The sequence below is a fragment of the Plesiocystis pacifica SIR-1 genome (assembly GCF_000170895.1).
Lineage (GTDB): Bacteria > Myxococcota_A > Polyangia > Nannocystales > Nannocystaceae > Plesiocystis > Plesiocystis pacifica.
Map to the genome: position 1 here is coordinate 1 of NZ_ABCS01000145.1, position 20,378 is coordinate 20,378.

Annotated in this window: 17 protein-coding genes; 8 read left to right on the forward strand and 9 right to left on the reverse strand. The window is 71.8% G+C overall.

The window, feature by feature from the left end:
• Positions 1-816 (forward strand): glycerol-3-phosphate dehydrogenase C-terminal domain-containing protein (locus tag PPSIR1_RS38250; protein WP_006976656.1); only part of this gene is annotated, 816 nt, incomplete at its 5' end.
• 153 nt (positions 817-969) lie between these two features.
• Here PPSIR1_RS38250 and PPSIR1_RS38255 read toward each other — a convergent pair.
• Positions 970-1,782 carry a hypothetical protein gene (locus PPSIR1_RS38255; RefSeq protein ID WP_006976657.1) on the reverse strand — a complete coding sequence of 271 codons (813 nt, stop codon included), beginning with the start codon at positions 1,780-1,782 and terminating at the stop codon, positions 970-972.
• A 117-nt stretch (positions 1,783-1,899) separates the two neighbouring features.
• On the opposite strand from PPSIR1_RS38255, the gene PPSIR1_RS38260 reads away from it, so the two are divergent.
• Both PPSIR1_RS38260 and PPSIR1_RS38265 read left to right on the forward strand, forming a co-directional pair.
• Entirely contained in the window at positions 1,900-4,143 is a 2,244-nt protein-coding gene (locus PPSIR1_RS38260) for an RCC1 domain-containing protein (protein ID WP_006976658.1), read from the forward strand.
• 208 nt (positions 4,144-4,351) lie between these two features.
• Positions 4,352-4,579 (forward strand): hypothetical protein, encoded by a 228-nt coding sequence (locus PPSIR1_RS38265; protein ID WP_006976659.1) that lies wholly within the window; start codon positions 4,352-4,354, stop codon positions 4,577-4,579.
• 12 nt (positions 4,580-4,591) lie between these two features.
• Here the strand turns inward: PPSIR1_RS38265 and PPSIR1_RS38270 are convergent, their stop codons facing one another.
• Entirely contained in the window at positions 4,592-6,670 is a 2,079-nt protein-coding gene (locus PPSIR1_RS38270) for an ATP-binding cassette domain-containing protein (RefSeq protein WP_006976660.1), read from the reverse strand.
• A gap of 103 nt (positions 6,671-6,773) precedes the next feature.
• Between PPSIR1_RS38270 and PPSIR1_RS38275 the strand changes: the two genes are divergently transcribed.
• The 4 genes from PPSIR1_RS38275 (at position 6,774) to PPSIR1_RS38290 (ending at position 9,756) form a co-directional block, all read left to right on the forward strand.
• Positions 6,774-7,322, forward strand: coding sequence for a hypothetical protein (locus PPSIR1_RS38275; RefSeq protein WP_006976661.1), 549 nt, complete (start codon positions 6,774-6,776; stop codon positions 7,320-7,322).
• A gap of 21 nt (positions 7,323-7,343) precedes the next feature.
• Complete coding sequence (yaaA, locus tag PPSIR1_RS38280) at positions 7,344-8,153, forward strand: peroxide stress protein YaaA (protein ID WP_006976662.1); 810 nt, start codon at positions 7,344-7,346, stop codon at positions 8,151-8,153.
• Positions 8,154-8,220: 67 nt separating this feature from the next.
• The gene (locus tag PPSIR1_RS38285; RefSeq protein WP_006976663.1) at positions 8,221-9,060 is read left to right on the forward strand and encodes an NADAR family protein; all 840 of its coding nucleotides are present in this window, start codon (positions 8,221-8,223) and stop codon (positions 9,058-9,060) included.
• A gap of 42 nt (positions 9,061-9,102) precedes the next feature.
• On the forward strand, positions 9,103-9,756 hold the full coding sequence (locus PPSIR1_RS38290) for a CAP domain-containing protein (protein WP_006976664.1): 654 nt from the start codon (positions 9,103-9,105) through the stop codon (positions 9,754-9,756).
• Between the two features lie 39 nt (positions 9,757-9,795).
• Here the strand turns inward: PPSIR1_RS38290 and PPSIR1_RS49810 are convergent, their stop codons facing one another.
• The 5 genes from PPSIR1_RS49810 to PPSIR1_RS45070 form a co-directional block, all read right to left on the reverse strand.
• Positions 9,796-11,505, reverse strand: a complete 1,710-nt coding sequence (locus PPSIR1_RS49810; protein WP_006976665.1) for a DNA methyltransferase — start codon at positions 11,503-11,505, stop codon at positions 9,796-9,798.
• Complete coding sequence (locus PPSIR1_RS38300) at positions 11,502-12,008, reverse strand: c-type cytochrome (RefSeq protein ID WP_006976666.1); 507 nt, start codon at positions 12,006-12,008, stop codon at positions 11,502-11,504. The genes PPSIR1_RS49810 and PPSIR1_RS38300 overlap by 4 nt, the downstream gene beginning before the upstream one ends.
• Before the next feature lie 48 nt (positions 12,009-12,056).
• Entirely contained in the window at positions 12,057-12,872 is an 816-nt protein-coding gene (locus tag PPSIR1_RS38305; protein ID WP_006976667.1) for a hypothetical protein, read from the reverse strand.
• A 123-nt stretch (positions 12,873-12,995) separates the two neighbouring features.
• Positions 12,996-14,600, reverse strand: a complete 1,605-nt coding sequence (locus tag PPSIR1_RS45065) for a ribonuclease H-like domain-containing protein (RefSeq protein WP_086002069.1) — start codon at positions 14,598-14,600, stop codon at positions 12,996-12,998.
• Positions 14,597-17,326, reverse strand: a complete 2,730-nt coding sequence (locus tag PPSIR1_RS45070; protein ID WP_006976669.1) for a DEAD/DEAH box helicase — start codon at positions 17,324-17,326, stop codon at positions 14,597-14,599. The genes PPSIR1_RS45065 and PPSIR1_RS45070 overlap by 4 nt, the downstream gene beginning before the upstream one ends.
• 570 nt (positions 17,327-17,896) lie before the next feature.
• Between PPSIR1_RS45070 and PPSIR1_RS38325 the strand changes: the two genes are divergently transcribed.
• Positions 17,897-18,235, forward strand: coding sequence for a PilZ domain-containing protein (locus PPSIR1_RS38325; RefSeq protein ID WP_086002073.1), 339 nt, complete (start codon positions 17,897-17,899; stop codon positions 18,233-18,235).
• 15 nt (positions 18,236-18,250) lie between these two features.
• On the opposite strand, the gene PPSIR1_RS38330 is transcribed toward PPSIR1_RS38325, so the two are convergent.
• On the reverse strand, positions 18,251-20,110 hold the full coding sequence (locus PPSIR1_RS38330) for a hypothetical protein (protein WP_006976671.1): 1,860 nt from the start codon (positions 20,108-20,110) through the stop codon (positions 18,251-18,253).
• A 10-nt stretch (positions 20,111-20,120) separates the two neighbouring features.
• The coding region (locus PPSIR1_RS38335; RefSeq protein ID WP_006976672.1) for a hypothetical protein at positions 20,121-20,378 on the reverse strand (258 nt) is incomplete at its 5' end.

The window sequence follows — 20,378 nt, forward strand, 5'->3', positions numbered from 1 at the left end:
AACCTGCTGGTCCTCGGGACCCAGGACAAGCGGCGCATCTTCGCCATCCGCCGCGGCGACGTCGTCTACGTCGGGACCACGGACACCACCTACGAGCCCGGGGCCGAGGTCTGGCCGACCATCGAGCGCGCCGACGTCGAGTACCTGCTCGAGCCCCTGTCGCGGCACTTCACCTGCGGCGACTTCCAGCTCAGCGACGTGTGCGGGGCGTGGGCCGGCCTGCGCCCGCTGATCGCCGACCCGACCAAGAAGAACCCCTCGGAGCTCTCGCGCCGCGACGAGCTCCTGCGCGGCCCGCTGGGCGTGCTGTCCGTCGCGGGCGGCAAGCTGACGGGCTACCGCGGCATGGCCCGGCGGGTGCTCGAGTCCGTGGCCGAGCAGCTCGGGCGCGACATCCCCGAGCGCGGCGAAGAGCCGCCGCTGCCCGGCGGCGACTTCGACGGCGAGCTCGAGCCCCTGGCCGCGGGCCTGCAGCAGCGCCACGGCGTCGACGAGACCACGGCCGCCCGCGTGGCCCGGCTGTTCGGGGTCGAGGCCGACCAGGTCCTCGCCCTCGGAGCCCAGCCGCTGTTCCCCGGCTCGCGCTGCGTCGTCGGCGAGGTCCGCTGGGCCGTCGAGGTCGAGGGCGCCGTCACCCTCGAGGACATGCTCTACCGCCGCACGCGCCTACCGCTCTACGGCCTCGACTCCTACGCCGCCATCGAGCCCCTGGCCAACGCGATGGCCGAGGCCCTGGCCTGGGACCACACCGAGCGCCAGCGGCAGATCGACGCGGCCAAGCACCGCCTCGACGACGACCTGGGCTTCCAGACCTGAACTCTGCTCTACCCCCACAGGCGCTTGGGGACCGGGGGCGCTTCCTCGCTATCCGCTCCTCCACTTTGGTTTGGTGAGCGATGGGCTTCGTGCCTTCGAGAAGGCCGGTGGTCGGCCCCGCGAGCGGGGGCGTGGGCTTCGTCTGCAGTCTCGCTAGTGCGCGCTGGCGGACGGCACCGGCTTTTCGGTGCTACCGCCCATGGGACGCACCGAAGGCGGCGGGCTCGTGGGCGCTTCGACGAAGTCGCTCCGCTCGATGCCGTGCTTTCGCAGCTTGCTCTGGAGCGTGCTCGGCTTCAGGCCCAGCAGCTCGGCGGCGCCGCCTTCGCCGTAGATCTTGCCTCCGGTGTGGGCCAGCGCGCGGCGGAGGTGCTCGGCGATCGCGCGGTCGAGGCTCTCGGGAGGGTCAACAGACTCCACTGACATTTCGGTTTTAGGCTCGGGTTCGGCCTCTGGAGTCGGGAGAGCAGCTCTCTCGGCCAGCTTCGCTTCCAGATCGCGGCAGCGCAGCTCCGCCAGCACGACCTGCTCGAAGCACCGCAGCTGGGCATCGAGAAAGGCCAACAGGCGCTCGAGCGCAGCCCCTTCGATATCCACTGGCATTTCGGTGAACCGAATCGACACCAGCACGCGCCCGCCGATGGGTAGCTCCATCGCCACGGATATTTCGCTGTAGTCGATCCGAGACAGCTCGCCGCTCTCGAGGTCGACGACTCGGGGCTCGCTCCCGTCTCGACGACTCAAGTAGCGCCTCGAACGGGTCCCGCGCCATCGACGCCCCGAGTCGGGCGAGTAGGTGGCGATGAGCACGCTGTCCTCACGCTCGACGTACTCGGCGATCTCCACCTCGGCGACGGGGAGGTGCCGCTCGAGGCGGCGCGCGAGGCGAGGCAATAGCTCCTGGAAGTCCTCGCTGTCTGCGAATACCACCGATATGTCGAGGAGCACTTCGGCCAAGTCGCGCATGCCCCCACGGTTGTAGCATCGATGCCCGAGCTCATCGAAATATCGGTGACTCGACCACCGACACCCCGGTGAGGCCCAGACCGCTCTCCCTGTGCTCGCTTTTGCTACGGTTCAGCCATGTACGCTCGCTGCTCCCTCGTCGCGCTGACGGTGCTCGCAGGCCTCGGGTGCGGCCCCAGGCCCACGGCGAACCTCAGCGCCGTCCCACAGGGCGGCAGCGAGCCCACGGTGGTGGCTCCCGAGCAGGCCGAGAGCCCCGAGGAGGACCTGCCCCGGTGGGTCTCCCTGTCGATCGAGCAGACCTTCGGCTGCGCCGTGGAGTCGACGGGCGCGATCTACTGCTGGGGCCAGGGCCCGGCCGCGAGCATGCAGCTGCGCGAGCTGCCGCCGCAACCGCCGCCCAACCCCCTCGACTACCGCTCGACCATCAAGTGGGGCCCCGCCTCCCGGGTCGAAGGCGTCGACGACGCGACCGCCCTCTCGACCGCCACCAACCTCGCCTGCGCGATCGTCGAAGACGGCCGGGTGCGCTGCTGGGGCTCGGTGCGCTGGGGCTCGCCGATGGTCTTCGACGTGCCCCGCATCGCCCACGCCACGGACCTGGCCATCTCTGATGGCGAGTCCTGCGTGCTCGAGGAGGGCGGCTCGCTGTGGTGCTGGGGCGAGGAGGCCTACGGCATGCCCCGCCTGCGCCTCGAGCAGACCGTCGCCTACGACGTCACCCACGGCTTCGCCTGCGCCCTCGGGGCCCAGGGCGACCTGGCCTGCTGGGGCCGGTCCGTGCGCGACGCCTACCGCTACGGCCAGCTCACCGTCCGCAACCCCGGCTCGGGACGGACGCAGGGCCAGGCTCCGCCGGCTCCCGCCCCGCCCCCGACCAACGGCCTCGCGGAGGACGACCCCAGCCGCTACCCGGACTTCATCAACTTCGGGCCGCTGCCCGAAGCGGGCGTGGTCGCCCTCGAGCTCACCGACGCCGGGGGCCTGTGCGTGCTCCACGGGGACGGCAGCGTGCGCTGCTCCGAGCGCAGCCTGCTGTACCCAAGCAGCGAGGGCAAGCTCCAGTTCGAGCCCGTCCAGGGCGTGTCCGAGGGCCGCGAGCTCGCGTCCTCGCGCCAACACAGCTGCGTGCGCACCCGCGAGGGCGGCGCTCGCTGCTGGGGCGTCAACAACCACGGCCAGCTCGGCGACGGCACGACCACGGCGCGCTCCGAGGCCGTGAGCGTCGCGGGCCTCGAAGGCGTGACCACCCTCGCGCTCAGCCCCGACCAGAGCTGCGCCTTGACCGAGTCCGACGAGATCCTGTGCTGGGGCTTCGACCAGGGCGAGGCCATCCACCGCGAGACCATGCACGTGCACACCCTCGAGGGTCTGCGCGCGCGCTCCATCCACGCGTCGGGGCGGAGCACCTGCGCCCTCGATGACGCCGGCGTGGCCCGCTGCTGGGGCTCGGACGCGGCCAGCCAGCACGGCGTCGTGCTCAGCTCCACGCCCGCAGCCCTGGCTGGCGTCGACCTCGGCAAGGGCCTCGCGGGCATGCTCGCCAGCTGGGAGTTTTGCGTGCTCGGGGCCAACGGCAAGCTGTCCTGCGGCCGCTGGGACAGCACCGGCGGCGACGATCCCGAGCTGAGCTTCAATCTCATGGACACCCACGATCACGTCCGAGACTTCGCCGCCGGGCCGCCGCCGATGTGCGCCCTGATGGGCGCCAACAAGACCGCGCTGCGCTGCGCTGCGGCCACCGCCGAGCTCCCCAACGCGGCCCCGGAGAAGTCCCTGCCCCGGCCCACGCAGCTGTCCGCGTCGAACATGCGCGCGTGCGTGATCCACTCGGGCGGAAAGGTCAGCTGCTTCGGGGAGGTCCACTACTGGAACGACAATGGCCGCCCGCCCCGGGAGATCGCCAAGATCGACGCGGTGCGCGGGGCCAAGGCCCTGGCCAGCGCCAACAGCCACGACTGCGCCCTGAGCCCGGGCAAGGTCCAGTGCTGGTACGGGCGCGTCGATACGGAGTGGCGCAGCGACGGGAGCGGGCCCAAGCACGTGCGCTACGCGGCCGATCGCATGACGACCATCCCCCTCGACGACCCCACGCAGATCACCGCGGGCGGCAACCGGATCTGCGCGCTCGAGCGCTCGGGCAAGCCGCGCTGCTGGAGCGACAACACCTACAACGACGACATCACCTGGCTCGAGACGCCGGAGCTCGACGACATCGCCGAGCTCGCCGCGGGCACCGAGCACGTGTGCGCCCGCCACCGCGACGGCCGGGTGACCTGCTGGGGCGAGGACATTCAAGGCCAACTCGGGCGCCTGCCGAGCCGGGTCTACCTCGAGCCCACGGCCCTGCCCGTGCCCTGAGCGAGCTCAGGTCGAGGCCCGCCGCCGATGCGACGACGCGCGCGAGCATGGAGCCCAGCGCGTCGCCTGACCGCGCCAGCATCGCCCCACTCCAGCTTTCACCCTGGAGGATCGGAAACTCCTGCGCCTGGAGCCGCGTGAAGGCGCGGGAATCATCGATTTGAGCGCCCTCGTGGCCGAGTCGCGTGATTCGCGCAATTCTACATGGGTGGATGACGCCGACTGGAAGTGCCCCAACGTCGAGCGCTGCGAGCTGTTCCCGAAGATGCACTCGGAGAGAGCCCTGCGCAGCTGCCTCGACCAATACTGCCTCGCCGAGTTCCAAAGCTGCGCGCGATTTCAGTTCGCCAAGGCCCATCGCCGCAGACCTCCGATCACGCTGATGCCCAGCGGCGAGACCCGCGAGCCCAGCCGCGTTGGGCTGAGGAGCCCCTGAGCTTCGGCCGCCTCAACCCTCGAGCTCTTCGCGGACCTCTTCGAGCTCGAGGGTCGTCATCTCCCAGCGCCCGTTGAGCTCCTCGAGCTTCTCCGCGGCTTTTTGGTAAGCGTCGAGGAGCTCCCGGCGACGCGCCTCGTCGTCGTACACCGCCGGATCGGCGAGCTCGACGGAGCGCTGCTTCTGGGCGTCCTCGAGCTCCCCGATGCGCGACTCGAGCTCGGCGACCTTGCGCTCGAGGGGCTTGAGCCGCTTGGACCGACGCGCGCGCTCTTGGGCCTCGCGACGCTTGCGCTCCTTCTCCGCCGCCCGGTCGCGCTTGGACGCGGGGGCCTGCGCGGCCTGCTTGCCCTTGCCCTGTTCGGGCTTCGCCGCGTCCCCGGCGGACTTGGGCTGCTGCGTCGGCCGGTCGCCCCCGGCCTTGCCGTCGGCGACGGCCTCGAGGGACTCGCCGCGCAGCGCCGCGCTGTGCAGGTACTCGTCGAGGGTGCCCGGGTAGGTCTCCACCGTGCCGTCGTGCACGTTCCAGATCGTCGTCGCCAGGCGGCGCACGAAGGCGCGGTTGTGGCTGACGAACAGCAAGGTGCCGTCGTAGGTCGAGAGCGACTCGGCCAGGCTCTCGCTCGACTCGAGGTCGAGGTGGTTGGTCGGCTCGTCCATGAGCAGCAAGTTGCCCGGCTTGATCAGCAGCTTGGCCAGGGCCACCCGCGCCCGCTCGCCGCCGGACAGCACGCTGACCTTCTTGTCGACGTCGTCGCCAGAGTACAAGAAGGCGCCGAGCACCGTCCGCACCCGGGTCTGGCCGGCCTCGGGGTCCGCCGAGCTGACCTCCTGAAACACGGTCATCTCGCGGTTGAGGGACTCGGCGTGGTGCTGGGCGTAGTAGCCGGCCTCGACCTTGTGGCCGAGCTCGAGGGTGCCGCCGTCGTGGGGGATCTCGCCGGCGATCATCCGCAGCAGCGTGGTCTTGCCGGCGCCGTTGATGCCGATGATGCCGATCTTCTCGCCCTTGGGCACGCGCAGGTCGAGGCCGGGGAACACCACGTGCTCGCCGTAGGCCTTTTTGACCCCGCGGATCTCGAGGACCTCGGCGCCCGTGCGCCCCGTGGGCGGGAAGCTAAAGCGCATGATCCGGCGCTTTTGGAAGGTCGCCACCTCGCCCATCTTGGCGAGCTGCTTGACCCGGCTCTGGACCGCCTTGGCCTTGTTGGCCTGGGCCCGGAAGCGCTCGATGAACTGCTCGGCCTTCTCGCGCTCGCGCTCGAGGTTGCGGGCCTTGTTCTCGAGGATGATCTCCTCTTCCTCGCGCTGCTTGCGGTAGGCGACGTAGTTGCCCCGGTACTGGCGCACGCCCTCGGGCTCGAAGCTGACCACCCGCTCGATCTGCTCGTCGAGGAACTCGCGGTCGTGGCAGATGAGGATGAAGCTGCGGCCGTAGCGTTGCAGGAAGCTGCCCAACCACGCGACCGAGGGCATGTCGAGGTGGTTGGTGGGCTCGTCCATGAGCAGCAAGTCCGGGCGCTGGAAGAGCAGCGAGGCCAGCACCGCGCGCATCTTCCAGCCGCCGCTGAGCTCCCCGATGTCGCGGTCGCGGTCGGCGTCGGCGAAGCCCAGGCCGCTGAGGATCTTGTAGGCCTCGTGGTCCGAGTAGTGGGTCTCGAAGTGGGTGCGGCGCTCGTGCAGGTCGGCGATGCGCGTCGCCAGGGTCATGAGCTCCGGGTCGTCGAGGGGGCGCGCGCCGGACTCGACGGCGGCCTGAACCTCGGCGAGGGCGGACTCCGTCGCCGCGATGTCCCCGTCGAGGGACTCGCGCCCGGGCACGCTCGCGCGCACGAACTCGATGAGCGAGCGCCCGCCGGTCAGGGCGATGTCCTGGGGCAGCCAGCCCAGGCGCATGCCCCGGGCGCTGGTGATCTTGCCCGAGTCCGGGCTCATGTCCCCGGACAGCAGCTTGAGCAGCGTCGACTTGCCCGAGCCGTTGGGGCCGATGAGGCCGATGCGCTCGCCGTTGCCGATGCGCAGATCCAGCTCGTCGACGATCGTCTTCTTGCCGAAGCCCAGGGAGACTTTCTCGAATACGACGAGGCTCACGGGGGCGGGTGATAGCAGAGGACGGCGCGCCTTGAAACGCGACGCCGCCGCGCCCCCTCTCGCGGGCGTGGCGGGGCCCCCAGGGCCTGCTAAGGTCCCCGCGATGGCGATCGAAGGCCTCGACCCCCAGACCCTCGAGAAGCTCCGCCGGGGCTTCCCGCTGCACATGGATCGCCAGGGGAACTTCAGCTTCGAGGGCGACGCGATCACCCACCCGGGGATCGTCGCCCTGTTCCGCGCCAACCTCGACGCGACCGAGGGCGGCGAGGTCACCCTGGGACTCGAGGGCAAGTGGGTGTACCTGAAGCTCGCCGATCTCCCGCTCCGGGCGCTGCGCGTCGATCGCCCCCGGGGAGACGAGCGCGCGCCCCACCTGATCCTCGACGACGCCCGGCGGCTCCCCCTCGACCCCGCGACGCTGTGGGAGGAGCCCGACGCCGGGCTGCGCTGCACCGTCCCCGCGCGGGACAGCGGCCGTCCCCTGGGCGTCCGCCTGCTCAACGCCGCGACCATGGATCTCTCGAACCACATGGTCTGGCCCGAGGGCGGAGACGACGACGCCCGCCCCGAGCTGATCGTCGCCGGTCAGCGCTGGGCCATCCCCGAGGCGCCCCCGTCGAGGCCGTCGAGCCCGTCGAGCCCCCCGGGGTGATCGAGTACTGTCGACGCGCCCATGCTCGCCGTCCTGTCCCCCGCCAAGAGCCTCGACCTCTCGCCCGCCTCGATCCCCCTCGAGACCTCGACGCCCGCGCTCATGGACGACGCGCAGGCGCTGATGAAGACGACGCGCAACCTGAGCCAAAAGAAGCTCCGCGAGCTCATGAAGCTCAGCGAGGACCTGGCCAAGCTCAACTACGATCGCTTCCGCAGCTTCGAGCTCCCGTTTACGGACGACAACGCGCTGCCGGCGAGCCTCGCCTTCGCCGGCGACGTCTACCGGGGCCTCGACGCGCGCAGCCTGTCCGCCGCCGACCTCGAGTGGGCCGCGGACCGGGTGCTGATCCTCTCGGGCATGTTCGGGCTGCTGCGCCCCCTCGATCTGATTCAGCCCTACCGCCTCGAGATGGGCACCAAGCTGGCCACGCGGCGGGGCAAGAACCTCTACGAGTTCTGGGGCGGGCGCATCCGCGAGCAGCTCGACGCGACCCTCGAGGGCCACGCCGATCCGACCCTCGTCAACCTGGCCAGCAACGAGTACTTCAAGGCCGCCCAGGCCAAGCAGCTGGCCAAGGACGGGCGCCGCGTCGTCGCCTGCGTGTTCGAGGACTGGAAGCAGGACCCCAACGAGGGCAAGGTGCTCAGCTTCATGGCCAAGGTCGCGCGCGGGGCCATGGCGCGCTACTTGATCACCGAGCGCATCGATCGCGCCGAGGGGCTCAAGGACTTCGCCGTCGATCGCTACCGCTTCGACAAGCGGCGCTCGACGGCGGACAAGTGGATCTTCAAGCGCAAGTTCGTGCCCGTCGCCCAAAAGAAGGGCTAAACGGCGCGCGAGCGGTCCTTCGCGCCCTCGCTTGCGCCCGCCCAGCCATAGTGTAAAAACAACACCCATGACTGAGCGAGGCAGCGCGCGCGTGGCTCTGACCCTCGAGGTCACCCCGGAACACACGGCCGCAGCCCAGGCTGCGCTCGCCCCCTTCGCCATCCACGACTACGGCGGCGGAAAGCGGCTGCCAAAGGCGTGGTCCCGGGTTCGGGCGCGCCCCGACGGCGCCCGCGGGCTGCTCGTGCACCCGCGCGTCGACGATCCGAGCGCGCTGCCCGAGGCGACGCGAGCGGCGTGCGAGGCCCTCGGCGGGCGCTGGGGTCAACGCGAGCTCGGTGAGCTGGATCCGGCCGTTCGCGTCGCCCTGTTCACCGTCGTGTTCTTCTCGAAGTCCCGGGACGTCCCCGCCCCGGCGCCGGGGCTGCCCCCGAGCTGGCGCCGCGTGCTGTCCAACTTCCACCCGGCGCCGGTGCGCGTCGACGGCCACGACTACGCCAGCGTCGAGCACTGCTTTCAAGCCGCCAAGGCCTCGTGCTCGGATCGGCCGGAGCTCGCCCGCGGCTTTCGCCTCGGCGCGACGGGGCCCTCGGCGGTCGGCTCGGATCCGGCGGCGGCCAAGCGCGCCGGCGGTCGGGGGGCCTACGCCAAGGCGGGGGCGAGCCTCGACGTCGAGGCCTGGGCGAAGGCGCGCGAGGGCGCGATGGAGCGCGCGCTCGCGGCTCGATGGCAGCAGCAGCCGCTGTTTCGCGCCGTGCTCGAGGCCACCGCCGGCTTTGCGCTGTTGCACTTCGAGCGCTCGGGCGCGCGCTCGTTTTGGGGCGGGAGCCTCCACCGCGACACCGGCCAGGCCCAGGGCGAGAACCGGCTCGGCCGCATGCTCATGGCGCTGCGCGACGGCGCCTGAAATTGTCGGGAACTTCCCCGCCCGCCAGCAGTTGGGATCCGCGTGCTCGATGGCTGGCTCTCTGACGACGACGACGACCTGGACACCCTGCTGCTCGACGAGGACGATCACCACGGGCTGCGCAACCAACTCCGCGCCCAGAGAGCCCGCCGCCTGACCTTCGGCAGCGTGCTCGTGTCCGCCGCGCTGCTGTGCATCCCCGCCCTCGCCAGCCTCGGCGACCCCGCCCACGTCGAAGATCCCGGCGCCTTCGCCACAGACATGCTGGCCACCCACAACGAGGTCCGCCGCGAGGTCGACACCCCAGGCTCCGCGGACCTCCCGCCCCTGCGCTGGTCCGACGCGCTCAGCCACAGCGCCGCCGAGGTGGCCGCCGAGTGTCGCTTTGAGCACAGCTACGGGCCCCACGGCGAGAACCTCTACGCCCGCGCCGCCGCGACCTCGCCCGAGTCCGTCGTGCACGCGTGGGCGGGAGAGGTCGACGACTGGACCCGGGTCTCCGGCCAGTGCGCCGAAGGCAAGATCTGCGGGCACTACACCCAGCTGGTCTGGCGCGACTCTCGGCAGGTCGGCTGCGCCGTGCAGCGCTGCGACGCGAACAGCCCCTTCGTGTACCGCGGCGGCTACGAAGAGTGGATGTTGTGGGTCTGTCACTACGATCCGCCCGGCAACATCCGCGGCCGCGCGCCCTACTGACGCCGACCGGCCCTCGCCCGCCGATCCGGCTGCACGCGCTCAGCCTTCCTTCGAGACTGGGGCATCGAGGAGCAGGCTCGTGCGACCGCCGAGCAGGTCCTCGACGACCACGCGCCACGGGCCGGACCCTCGGGGTAGCACGGCGCTGACGCTGGCCAGCTCGCCCCGTCCGCGCGCGCGCCAGCAGACCCACAGCGGTCGCTCGGGCGCGCGCTGTGACGCGACGCTCCACCCGAGCACGGTCTCGCGGGGGCCACGGTCGCGCAGACCCTCGGGCAAGGCCTCGGCGCCCCGCCAGGTGACGCCGTCGAGCTCGACGTGCACCCCGGACTCCCCCGCCACGACCCGCGCCAAAATCTGCGGGCGCTCGCGCAAGGCCTGCCCGCCCGCGGCCCAGGTCGTCGCCCGGCCGCTCGCCTCGAACATCCCGCGGGTGATCTGCAGCGAGACCCCGCTCGCGCAGGCCCCCGCAGCCCAGCACAGCGCCGCGAGCTCGAAGCGCTGCCCGGCGAGGGCGCGCTCCAGCCCTTCGATCGCCGCCGCGGTCACGAGCTCGGTCGAGGGCGCGAGCGCGACCGTGACCTCGCCGCGTCGGCCCACGATCCACGGGTGGCGCTCGTCGGCGGCCGGCTCGGCCTCGAGCTGCTCGAGCACCCAGGTCTCGAGCGCGCCCGCGTCGAGCCCCGCCAGTTCCAGCTCAGCCTCGCGCGCGTCGAGCTCGAGCACGCAAAAGCCCCCTCGCGCCGCCTCGAGCAGCCGCCCACGGCCGATCTGCACCGCCGCCTCGGCGCGGTCACAGGCCCAAAAGCGCCGCCCGAGCTCGGCCGCGACGACGGCGGCGGTCCCCGAGCCCGCGAACACGTCGACGACGCGGTCGCCGGGGTTGCTCGAGGCCTCGATGATCCGCCGCAGCAGGCTCTCGTTTTTTTGCGTCGCCCAGCCCGTCTTCTCCTTCGAGAAGCTCTTGATCTGGATCGAGTCCAGGGACTCGCGCCCGCTCAGCTCGGCCTCCACGGCGTTGGCGTTCCACACGTCCTCGATGGCCACGCCCGGGGCCTTGCTCGGCTTGCCGTCGCGGCGCTTGTAGCCCGGAGGGTGCGGCACGTAGCGCTTGTTGAAGGTGAAGGCGCGCGGGTCCTTGACGTAAAAGAAGATGAGATCGTGGTTGCGGATCCAGTTGCGGGCCTTGGTCTTGAAGCCCGAGAGCCAGCCGATGCGCCACACGATCTCGCGCTGGAAGCACTCGGGCCCAAAGATCTCGTCGAGCAGCAGCTTGACCGCGTGACCCACGGTGGGGTCGACGTGCACGTAGAGGCTGCCGGTCGGGGCGAGCAGGCGATGGAGCAGGCGCAGGCGCGGGTCGAGCATGCGCAGCAGGCCGGCGGGGCCGCCCTCCCAGGCGTCGTCGAAGGCGGGCAGGCGCAGCTCGGCCTCGTCGCCCTCGCGCTTGCTGCCGACCCGGCGGATCAGCGAAAAGCGCGAGCCGGTGGCGAAGGGCGGATCGATGTAGATGAGATCGGCGCTGCCTGGCCGATCCCGCGCGAGGGCCTCGAGGGCGAGCAGGTTGTCGCCGAGGATCAGCGCGTCGCCGTCGAGGGGGTCGTCGGGCGTGGACCCGCCCAAGCGCTCGCGCAGCTCGAGCTTCGCGCCCCGGTCGAGGAGCGGGGCGCGCTCACCGTCGACGTACTTGCCCGGCCAGATCAGCTCGATGCCGTCGGCGCGCCCGCCCCGGTCTCCGGCCCCGCTCACTCCGGCTTTGGCCCTGGCTCTGACTTTGGCTCTGACCCTGGCTCCGACTCCGAGGCGGACAGGCGCGCTGGGCCGAGCTCGGGGTTGGACAGGCTGCGCACGTAGCCGATGAGCACCTTGTACTCGGGCTCGGAGAACTGGGTGCCGAAGGCCGGCATCGCCATGGGCTGGCCCGGGCCCATGGGCGGGCGGCCCTGCATGACCGCGGCGCGGATCTTCTTGTCGCCGAGGCTGTCGACGTAGCTGCGGTTGGTCAGGTCGCGGGCGCCGGGCGAGGCCTTGGTTGGGCGACCGTCGAAGCCGTGGCAGCGCGCGCAGTGCCGGTCGTAGACCTGCTTGCCCGAGAGCTCCTCCACGGGCCCGGCCGCGCCCTGACAGCCCGTCGAGCCGAAGGCCGACGCGACGCCGAGGATCACCGTCAGGCCCAGGCCAAAGGAGCGCGCGCGACGAGCCCCGCGCGAGGCGGAGGCGTCGGAGAGGCCGAGCTGGGCGAGGGCAGCCACGTCGGGGGATGATTGCGCAGCGAGGGCGCGCGTCAAGGGCCGGCCTGCCTACTCGGGTGCAGGAGCGGGCTCAGGTGCCTCGGGGGCCGGATCAGCGGCCGATTCAGAGGCCTCGGGAGCCGGCTTCGCTGCGGCCTCGGGCTGCGCCGCGGGCTCGGATGAGGGCTCCGGCTGCTGCTCGGGGAAGACCAGCGGCGGGTTGACCACGGGCTCGGGCGGCGGCTTGGGCCCCTGAACCTCGGGGACGAGGATCTCGCGCTGGTCGAGGATGATGAAGCCCTCCTCGTCGACCATCACCCCGTCCGGCGGGACGTAGTTGCCGTCGGCGTCGTAGATGCCCAGGCGCATGCCCAGGCTGTCGTTGTAGACGTCGACGGCGCCCTCGTAGCCAGCCCGCGCCTGCCCCCAGGTGACGCCCGTGGCGATGCCGAAGCCCAGGGTCATGACGCCGCCGGCGAGCAAGACCGCGCCCGTGCCGTTGAGGCGCATCAGGTCCAGGCCGTCGCGGGCCGAGGCCGCGAAGCCGCCCACGAGGATCAGCGCGCTGGCCCCGACGAGGCCGGTGAGCACCCGGGCGCGGCGCAGCTTCTTCTCGGGCAGCGCGGCCGAGGAGTGGCGGTCGGAGCGGAGCACGAGATCGAGGGACTGCCAGCTCCGCGATCGCGCCCCGAGGCGCTCGCCCTTGACGTAGCGCGTGCCGCGGGCGTCGTCCTGGCGGTAGATCGCGTTCGCGGCGTAGGCCGCCTCCCGCTCCTCCCGATCTTCGATGCGCTCGAGCCTCTCGACCTCCGTGGGGTGCAGCTGCGGAGTCAGGCTCACGCAGCCCGTGCTCGCGACCAGGCTCAGCGCGAGCGAGCCCGCCACCAGGGACGAGAACGGAGAGGGAGATCGGAGAGCGCGCTGCACCAGTGGCCGGAGGTTAGCACGGCGAGATTGCCGCTCGGGCCAACGGGGCCCCCGCTCCTCGCTTACGCGTCGCGCCCGGTGTCAGCCCCGACGCAGCAGGCGATAGCGCAGCCGCGGCGCTCCATCCTCGGACTCGCTGCGCTCGAGCAGTTCACCCTTGCGCGCCCGGGGGACGCTGCGATCCGTGAAGCTCCGCACGCCGCGTGGGGACGGGATCGGGCTGCCGAAGGACCTGCCTTGCAGACGCGGCGAGGCTGCCGGCGGCTGCGACACGCTGGTTGCCGCAGGCGTTGGGCTGCGCTTCGGCTCGGGCTCGGCGACGTGGCGGGGCTCGGCAGGAACAGGAGCAGGAAACGGAGCTGGAGCCGGCTTTGTGGCCGGAGCCGGACACGCCCGCGCGACCCGGGCCCGAAGTCGGCTGAGACGACGGCTGCAGGGCACCCGAGAGCCCTCGGCCACGCGCAGGGCTCCCTCGTAGTCGCGCGCGTGGTGCTCGAGGTGCTTGGCCCACGCCTCCGCGGCGATCGGGCTGCGCGGATCGACGGACCACGCCCAGCGCCACAGCCGAGCCGCCCGCTCCCGCTCCCCCGCTCGTCGGTGCAAGGTCGCGAGCTCGAGGGCCGCGTCGCGCAGCTGCAGCGTCTCGACGAGGGACTGGGCGCCGCTGAGGTCGCGCGGATCCAGGACCTCGTCGAGCCAGCTCGCCAGCAAGGTCCGCGCCTGCTCCTCGACGCCGATGCGGGCGAGGTGACGCGCGGCCCGACGGGCGCGATCGAGGTCGCTGGGCCGATGGATCTCCCGGGCGAGGGACGCGGCGAGGGCCGGGAGGCTGACCAGATCGGCGCAGTTGTGCTCGAGCACGGCGCACAGCCGCCGCTGCGTCCGGGCCTCGACCCGCCCCTCGTCGCGGGCGCGCAGCCAGTCCCAAAACACCTCGGGGATCTCGGCCGAGGGGATGTCGCCCCGGCGCCGCTGGCCCAGGGCGAGCTCTTCGAGGGTGCCGAGGCGACAGTCCGGCGCGCGGCCTTGCCACAGCCGGCGCGTGGGGTGGAGCAGATCGAGGTGCTCGAGGGTCTCGCCGTCGAGCTCCGCCGCGGCCAAGCGGTGCCGCCCAGCCCGCATGCGCAACAGCGGCAAGTCGAAGCTCGCGCCGTTGTAGGTGACCAGGGGCGCCGGGCCCAGGGCGCGCAGGGTGTCGAGCACCGCGCGAAGCATCGCCGCCTCGGCGCCGAGGCGCTCGAGGACCCACTGGCGCACGCGCAGCCGCCCGTCGTCGCCGTACCAGGCCAGGCCAATGACGAAGGCCAAGCTGCCCCCGCCGCCGAGCCCGGTGGTCTCGGTGTCCAGGAACACGGGGCGCGCTCGACCGGCGCCGGGCAGCTGCGCCCCGAGGCAGACCAGCGCCCGAGCCAGCGCAGGCTCGGCGCACCGGGGCGTCCGCGCGATGAAGCGGCGGGTGTTCGCGGCGCCGGGGCCCACGAAGGGAGCGTCTGCTCCACCGGGCCCCCCCTCGCTCGCTTCGGGCTGCACGCCCTCCGCCCCCACCGTCAGCCCGTGGACGCGAAAGCCCCGCTCGCGGGCGGGCTCGGCCGTCGCGCGCTCGAGCATGGGCGCGGCGGGCTGCGTCGGCGCGGCGTTGCCGTGCAGCACCCGCGCGTGCCCGAGTCGAGCCATCAAGCCGCTCACGCCCCCACTCCTTCACACAGCGCCTCGAGGGTCGCCAGGGTGTCGGCGCGCGCGTGCTGCCGCGCCCGGAGCTCGTCGCCGACGCCCGCCATGCGCGGGTCCGGCAGCGGGGCTCCGCGAACGCTGCCCAGCTCCGCCGTGTCCAGGGAGACCTCGGTGCCGATGCAGGTCGGGCAGCCCGTCCCGCAGCGACAGCCGCGGACGGCCCCGAGCACCCGCTCGAAGAAGGCCCGGCCCATGGCGTGCACCCGCGTGGCCAGCCCGGCCCCGCCCGGGAGATCATCATATAGATAGATCGTCGGGCGCCCGCTCGCGGCCAGGCGCGCCTCGGCGCTCGGCTGGCCCTTGCCCACCGGGGCCCAGGCCGCGACGCCCTCCGGACCCGGCGGGCCCGAGGTCACCGCGTGGCGCAGGTCGCTGGGCTCGCACATCAAGACCATGGCCGCGATGTGCTGGATGGCGTGGGCCGCGGCCAGGGCGGCGTTGGCCCGGCGGTAGGGATCGGCGAGCTCGGCCATCAGCGCGTCGGGCATGGACCAGTAGGCTGCGACGGTGTGCAGCTCGAGGTCCGGCAGCCTGACCGGGCCAAAGCCGATGTTCTCGTGGGTCCGAAAGCGGAGCTTCTTGAAGCCCGGGACGGCCCGGACCACGTGGGCGTAGCCGGTGCCCGAGACCACCTCCGAGAGCGCCCGCTCGTGCACCGGCGGCGCCTTTGAGCCTTCGAGCATGCGCACCTTCAGCTTGCAGATCGCCTCGGTGTAGTAGCTGACTGTCGCCTCGCGCACGTAGGCCTTGCGCTCGTCCCAGTCGAGGCGGCGGACCTCGTAGATGGCCCCCTCGAGCGGGTAGATCGCCCCTGGGTGCAGGTAGAGCGGGCCGTCCTCGAAGTCGACCTCGGCGAGGATGCGGCCGTGCTCCGCCGTCCCGGGGCGCTCCTCGATGACCGCGAAGTTCTCCTCGATGCTGCCCCGCAGATCGACGCCGTCGGCGGGGAAGGCCGAGCCGATGGCGTAAAAGCGCGGACAGCCCGCCTCGTCGACCTCGCGCAAGAGCGCGCCGTGATCCGACAGATAGGTCAGGGCGCTGGCGAGGTCGAGCTCGGGCAGGTCGCCCCAGCTGCGCCACCAGCTCGGGTCCTCCGCGCCCTCCCCTTCTCCCGATCGATCTGCCACTGCCTCGTCGAGCGGGAACCCAAAGGGCAGCTCGTAGGCGGCGCAGCGCAGGTGCGGGACGAGGATCTCGGGGTTGAGGGGATCGACCCGGGCGTGCTCCGGAGGCTCGGCGAACAAGAACTCCGGATCGGCGGCGATGAATTGATCGAGCGGCCGCGAAGACAAGATCATCACGGTCAGCGCCGGCGCCTGCCGACGGCCCGCCCGGCCCGAGCGCTGCCAGGTCGCGGCGCGCGTGCCCGGGTAGCCCGCGAGGACCACGGCGTCGAGGCCCCCGATGTCCATGCCGAGCTCGAGGGCGTTGGTCGCCGTGACGACCTCGACCTCGCCCCGGCGCAGGGCGTCCTCGATCTCGCGGCGGTGCTCGGGCAGGTAGCCCCCGCGGTAGCCGCGGATCTTCCGGCGCGCCCGCGCCATGGCCCCGGCGTCGACGGGACCAGACAGCTCCGCCTCCCGCTGAAAGCGCGGACGGCCTCCCTTGGATCCCTTGGATCCGGGCTTGGGCTTGTCCTGCATCCGCGCCCACGGACCCACCCCGCGGGCGGCCCGAGGCACCGACGCGGAACCCACGAGACCCCCGGGCGAGGCCGTCGACTCCGCCATGGGCGATCGCCCGCCCTCGCGGACCCCGGCCTCGTCCTCGCGCAGGTAGCGGGTGAGCAGCTCGACGGCCTTGCGGGTCCGGCAAAAGGCGAGGGTCGTGACCTCGGCCGCGCGGAGCTCGGCCAGCGCCGCGCGGCTGGCCTTCAAGTAATCCCGGCGAACGCCGATGAGTGGATCGACCACTGCCGGGTTGAACACCGCGAAGGTCCGGGCACCCGCGGGCGCCGTGCTCTCGTCGACGAGGGCGAAGTTCGAGCGGGCGCAAAGGGTGCTCGCCAGCTCCACCGGGTTGGCGATGGTCGCGGAGCAAGCGATGATCTGCGGCCGCGATCCGTGAAAGCTGCAGGCCCGCCACAACCGACGCAGGACGTTGGCGACGTGGCTGCCGAACACCCCGCGGTAGGTGTGCAGCTCGTCGATGACGACGTAGCGCAGCCCAGCCAAAACGGGCGCCCAGCGGTCGTGGTGGGGCAACAGGCCGCGGTGCAGCATGTCCGGGTTGGTGGCGATGACGTGGGCGCGCGCGCGTGCGGCGCGACGTTGGTCCGGCGGCGTGTCGCCGTCGTAGGTCCCGACACCCACGGCCTCGCCCACCAGCGCGCGCATGGCCTCGACCTGATCCCGCGCGAGAGCTTTGGTGGGAAAGAGAAAGAGCGCGCGCGAGCGGGGGTCCTCGAGGACCGCCTGCATCACCGGCGCCTGGTAGCACAGCGACTTTCCAGAAGCCGTCGCCGTTGCCAAAACGAGATCTCGCCCCTGGCCCAGGAGCTCGACGGCGCGAGCTTGGTGCGACCACGGACGCGCGATCCCCTTCGACGCGAAGCGCTCGCGCACTCGCGCATCGACCCAGTCGGGCCAGTCGGAGAATTGTGCCGGCCGTGCCGGCGAGCGACGCAGCGCGACGAGCTCGAGGGACTCGAGGGCGCCGATCGAGTCGACGACCGCTCCCATCGAATCCGTCGAACTGGAGCTCCCAGAAAAAACATCAGGCTTCCCCGCGCACGCAGAAACACCTGAAATTGAAGGAGGATCCGGTGTTTCTGGAAGGAGGGTCCGTGCGCGGGGAAAGCCTGATGGGTGCTCTAGCATCGAACGAAGATTCTCGCCTGCACTGAACAGATGATGGTGACTAACACTCGTTCAGGAGTCCCGTCAACCGGGCTTCGAACGGTATTGGATCGCTTTTCGCTGTCCGCGCGGATCCCCCCTCAAAGCGGCGCGAATATCGCGGCCGCGGTTCTGTGCAGAAGGCGCCGGGCCCCACCGAGGCCTCCGAGAGATTCCGGCCGCTGGGCCGTGATCCGCTCTCAGCGCCCCTGTGTGCCCGCGGAGCGCCATCGACAGGCCATCCACAGCTCATCCACCCCTCGTCCCCAAGCTATCCACGGCGCGCGTCCGAGTCGTCCCCCGCTCGCCCGAGCGTCATCGAGAGGCTGCGAGGAGCCGTGACTTCAATGGCGTGCGCCGGGACGAAAAGCCCGAAAAATGGGGCACTGAGGGATCGACGCGTAGACTGCATCGGTGGCTGAGTTGCGCACTCGTCCGCGGGTGGCCGTCCATTATCGGCTGACCTTGCGGAACGACCAACGCGAAGGTGGCGGGTCGACGGAGAACGTCAGCGAACGCGGCGCCATGCTGTCCACGGACATCGATCCGCCCTTGATCAGCGGCGAGGCCATCGAGGTCGAGTTCGACCTCCCCGAGCGCGGCAAGGTGAAGGTCGACGCGTCGGTGGTGTGGACCTCGACGGTGCTCCCGGGGATGGTCGGAATCGAGTTCACGCCGCCGATCCCGGAGGCCCTCGCGTCCCACATCCAGCGCCTGCTGGCCGGTGAGCTGCGCGAGCAGGAAGCCAGCTGAGCGAGCAGCCAGCCCCTACCAGACGGTCTCGTCGCTCCAGGCCTGCGGCCAGGCCTCGCCGCGGTTACCGGGGATCTCGACGCCCTCGTGATCGCGCACGAAGTTGTCGATGTCCGCGAACGCGCGCTCGCGGTTGTGCTTGCCGTCGCGGGCTCGCATGGGCTTGAGGTGCCCGCCCCGCGAGACGCTCACGACCTCGTGGGGCGCGGGTCGCAGGTCGACGAGGGCGCCCTTGCGCGCGGCGTTGAGCAGCTGCTCCTCGTTGCCAACGGGATCGGCGACGGTCTTGGCCTTGAGGGTCCAGACCAGCAGCGAGGTCGGGTCGCGGCCGTCGAAGGCGGGGTTGTCGAGGAGCATGTCGGGCATGCCGAAGTGGGTCTTGCCGATGTCGTCTTGGTTGACCGGCCCCGCCATCATGCAGATCCCGGCGAGCAGGTCGCAGCCCTCGGGCAGCTCGACGATGCCCATGAGCTCCGCGTAGAGCCCGCTGCGGCACGATGCCGCCCCGACCCCGCGGACCGCGAGCTGCCAGTCGAGTCCCGCCGAGGCGACCTCGTCCTTGGACAGGCCGGCGATGTAGATGCGCTGCCCGGCGAGGGCGAAGGCCTTGCGCCCGCGCTCGGCATTGCGCGACAGCGCCTTGCCCAGGGGCACGTCCGCCCACTTGGGAATCTCGGCCACGACCCGGTCGGTGATCAGCTCGAGCTTGTCGCGGATCTTGCGGAGCCGGGTCTTGCCGTCGGGGGTCAGCACGTCGACGCGGTCGAGGAGCAGCAGCTCCTTGGCCCGCTCGCGCTCGCACCCGGTCCAACGCGAAAAGGCGTTGTAGGCCGCGCGCCCGGCCTGGACGGTGAACTCCTCGGGCACGTCCATGTCCTGGCGCTCGCGGTAGGGCGGCGGCGCCTTGGGCTCGAAGTTGACCCCCGGCTGGATGCGCTCGCTGCGAAAGGCGAGCAGGTTGGCGCCGAGCTTGCGCCACAGCCCGCCCTGCTCGAGCGCCGGCGGCAGCGTGATCGCCTCCTCGGGCAGCGCCTGGCCGACCTGGGCGACCATCGCGATGCGCCAGCCCGCGCGCCGGTCCTCGCCGCTGAGCTTGCACAGGCCCTCGAGCTCCCGGATGACGCTGCGGTTGGCCTCGGCCTGGGCCGCGCAAAAGGGCGCCTGGAAGATCTGCGCGCGGCGCTGGCCCTCGCTGGCCACGACCACGGCGCGCTCGAGGGTGTCGGCGAGGATGCCCAGGTGCAGATCCTGGAGGTAGCCGATGGTCGGGATGTCCGTCGCCCCGCGCATGCGCTTGTCGTAGGCGCGCTTGGGCACGCTCAGCAGGCTGCGCACGGGCTTGTGGCCGATGAAGGTCAGCAGCAGGGTGAAGGGCGTGCGGTAGGGCCGAGACAGGACCAAGTGGGTGTAGGCCGCGCCGTCGAGCACCGGGACCTCGAGGCCCTGGAGGCGGCGCAAGAGCGCGGCGATGCGCACGCTGTCCTCGGGGCCGAAGCTGAGCTGTCGGTGGCCGCGGTAGTTCGTCGACTGGCGCGCGCACATGATCCCGAGCGCGCTCTCCTCGAACAGCTCGGCCTCGCGCACGGCGCTCGAGTGGGCCCCGGCCTCGGCGAAGCCCGTGGGCGGCTTGAGCGAGAGCAGCTGCAGCGCGGCCTCGCCCTCTTCCCGGCTCAGACCCACGCGGCTGCGGTAACCCACCGGCGAGCCCGACTCGAGGGCCGTGGGCAGGGAGTAGCGCGAGCGCTTCTCGCCCGGGAGCGCGAAGCGGGCGTCCCGAGCACGGCGCTGGTCCGCGGGCGGGGGCTCGACGGTGACCAGCTCCAGGCCCTTGGTCTCGATCTGAAAGGAGGCGGCGCGCTCCGAGGCGGCGGACATGGTCGGGACCCTACCCGACTTCCCCCGACGTCGCGCCCCCATCCCCGCCGTCGCCTTCGGGTGCTCCCTCACCCTGCGCGCCGCTCGGCACGAAGCTCAGCTCGCGCAGGACGGTGTTGCCGTCCTTGGCGTCGCCGCCGAATTCGTCGCGCCGCGCCTCGTAGGTCTCGCGGATCACCGCCTCGAGCTGCCTGCACGCCTCCGCGACGCCGACCACCTTCGGGTCGATGGGCGGCAAGATGATCATCCCCAGGTGCTTGCGGTAGCG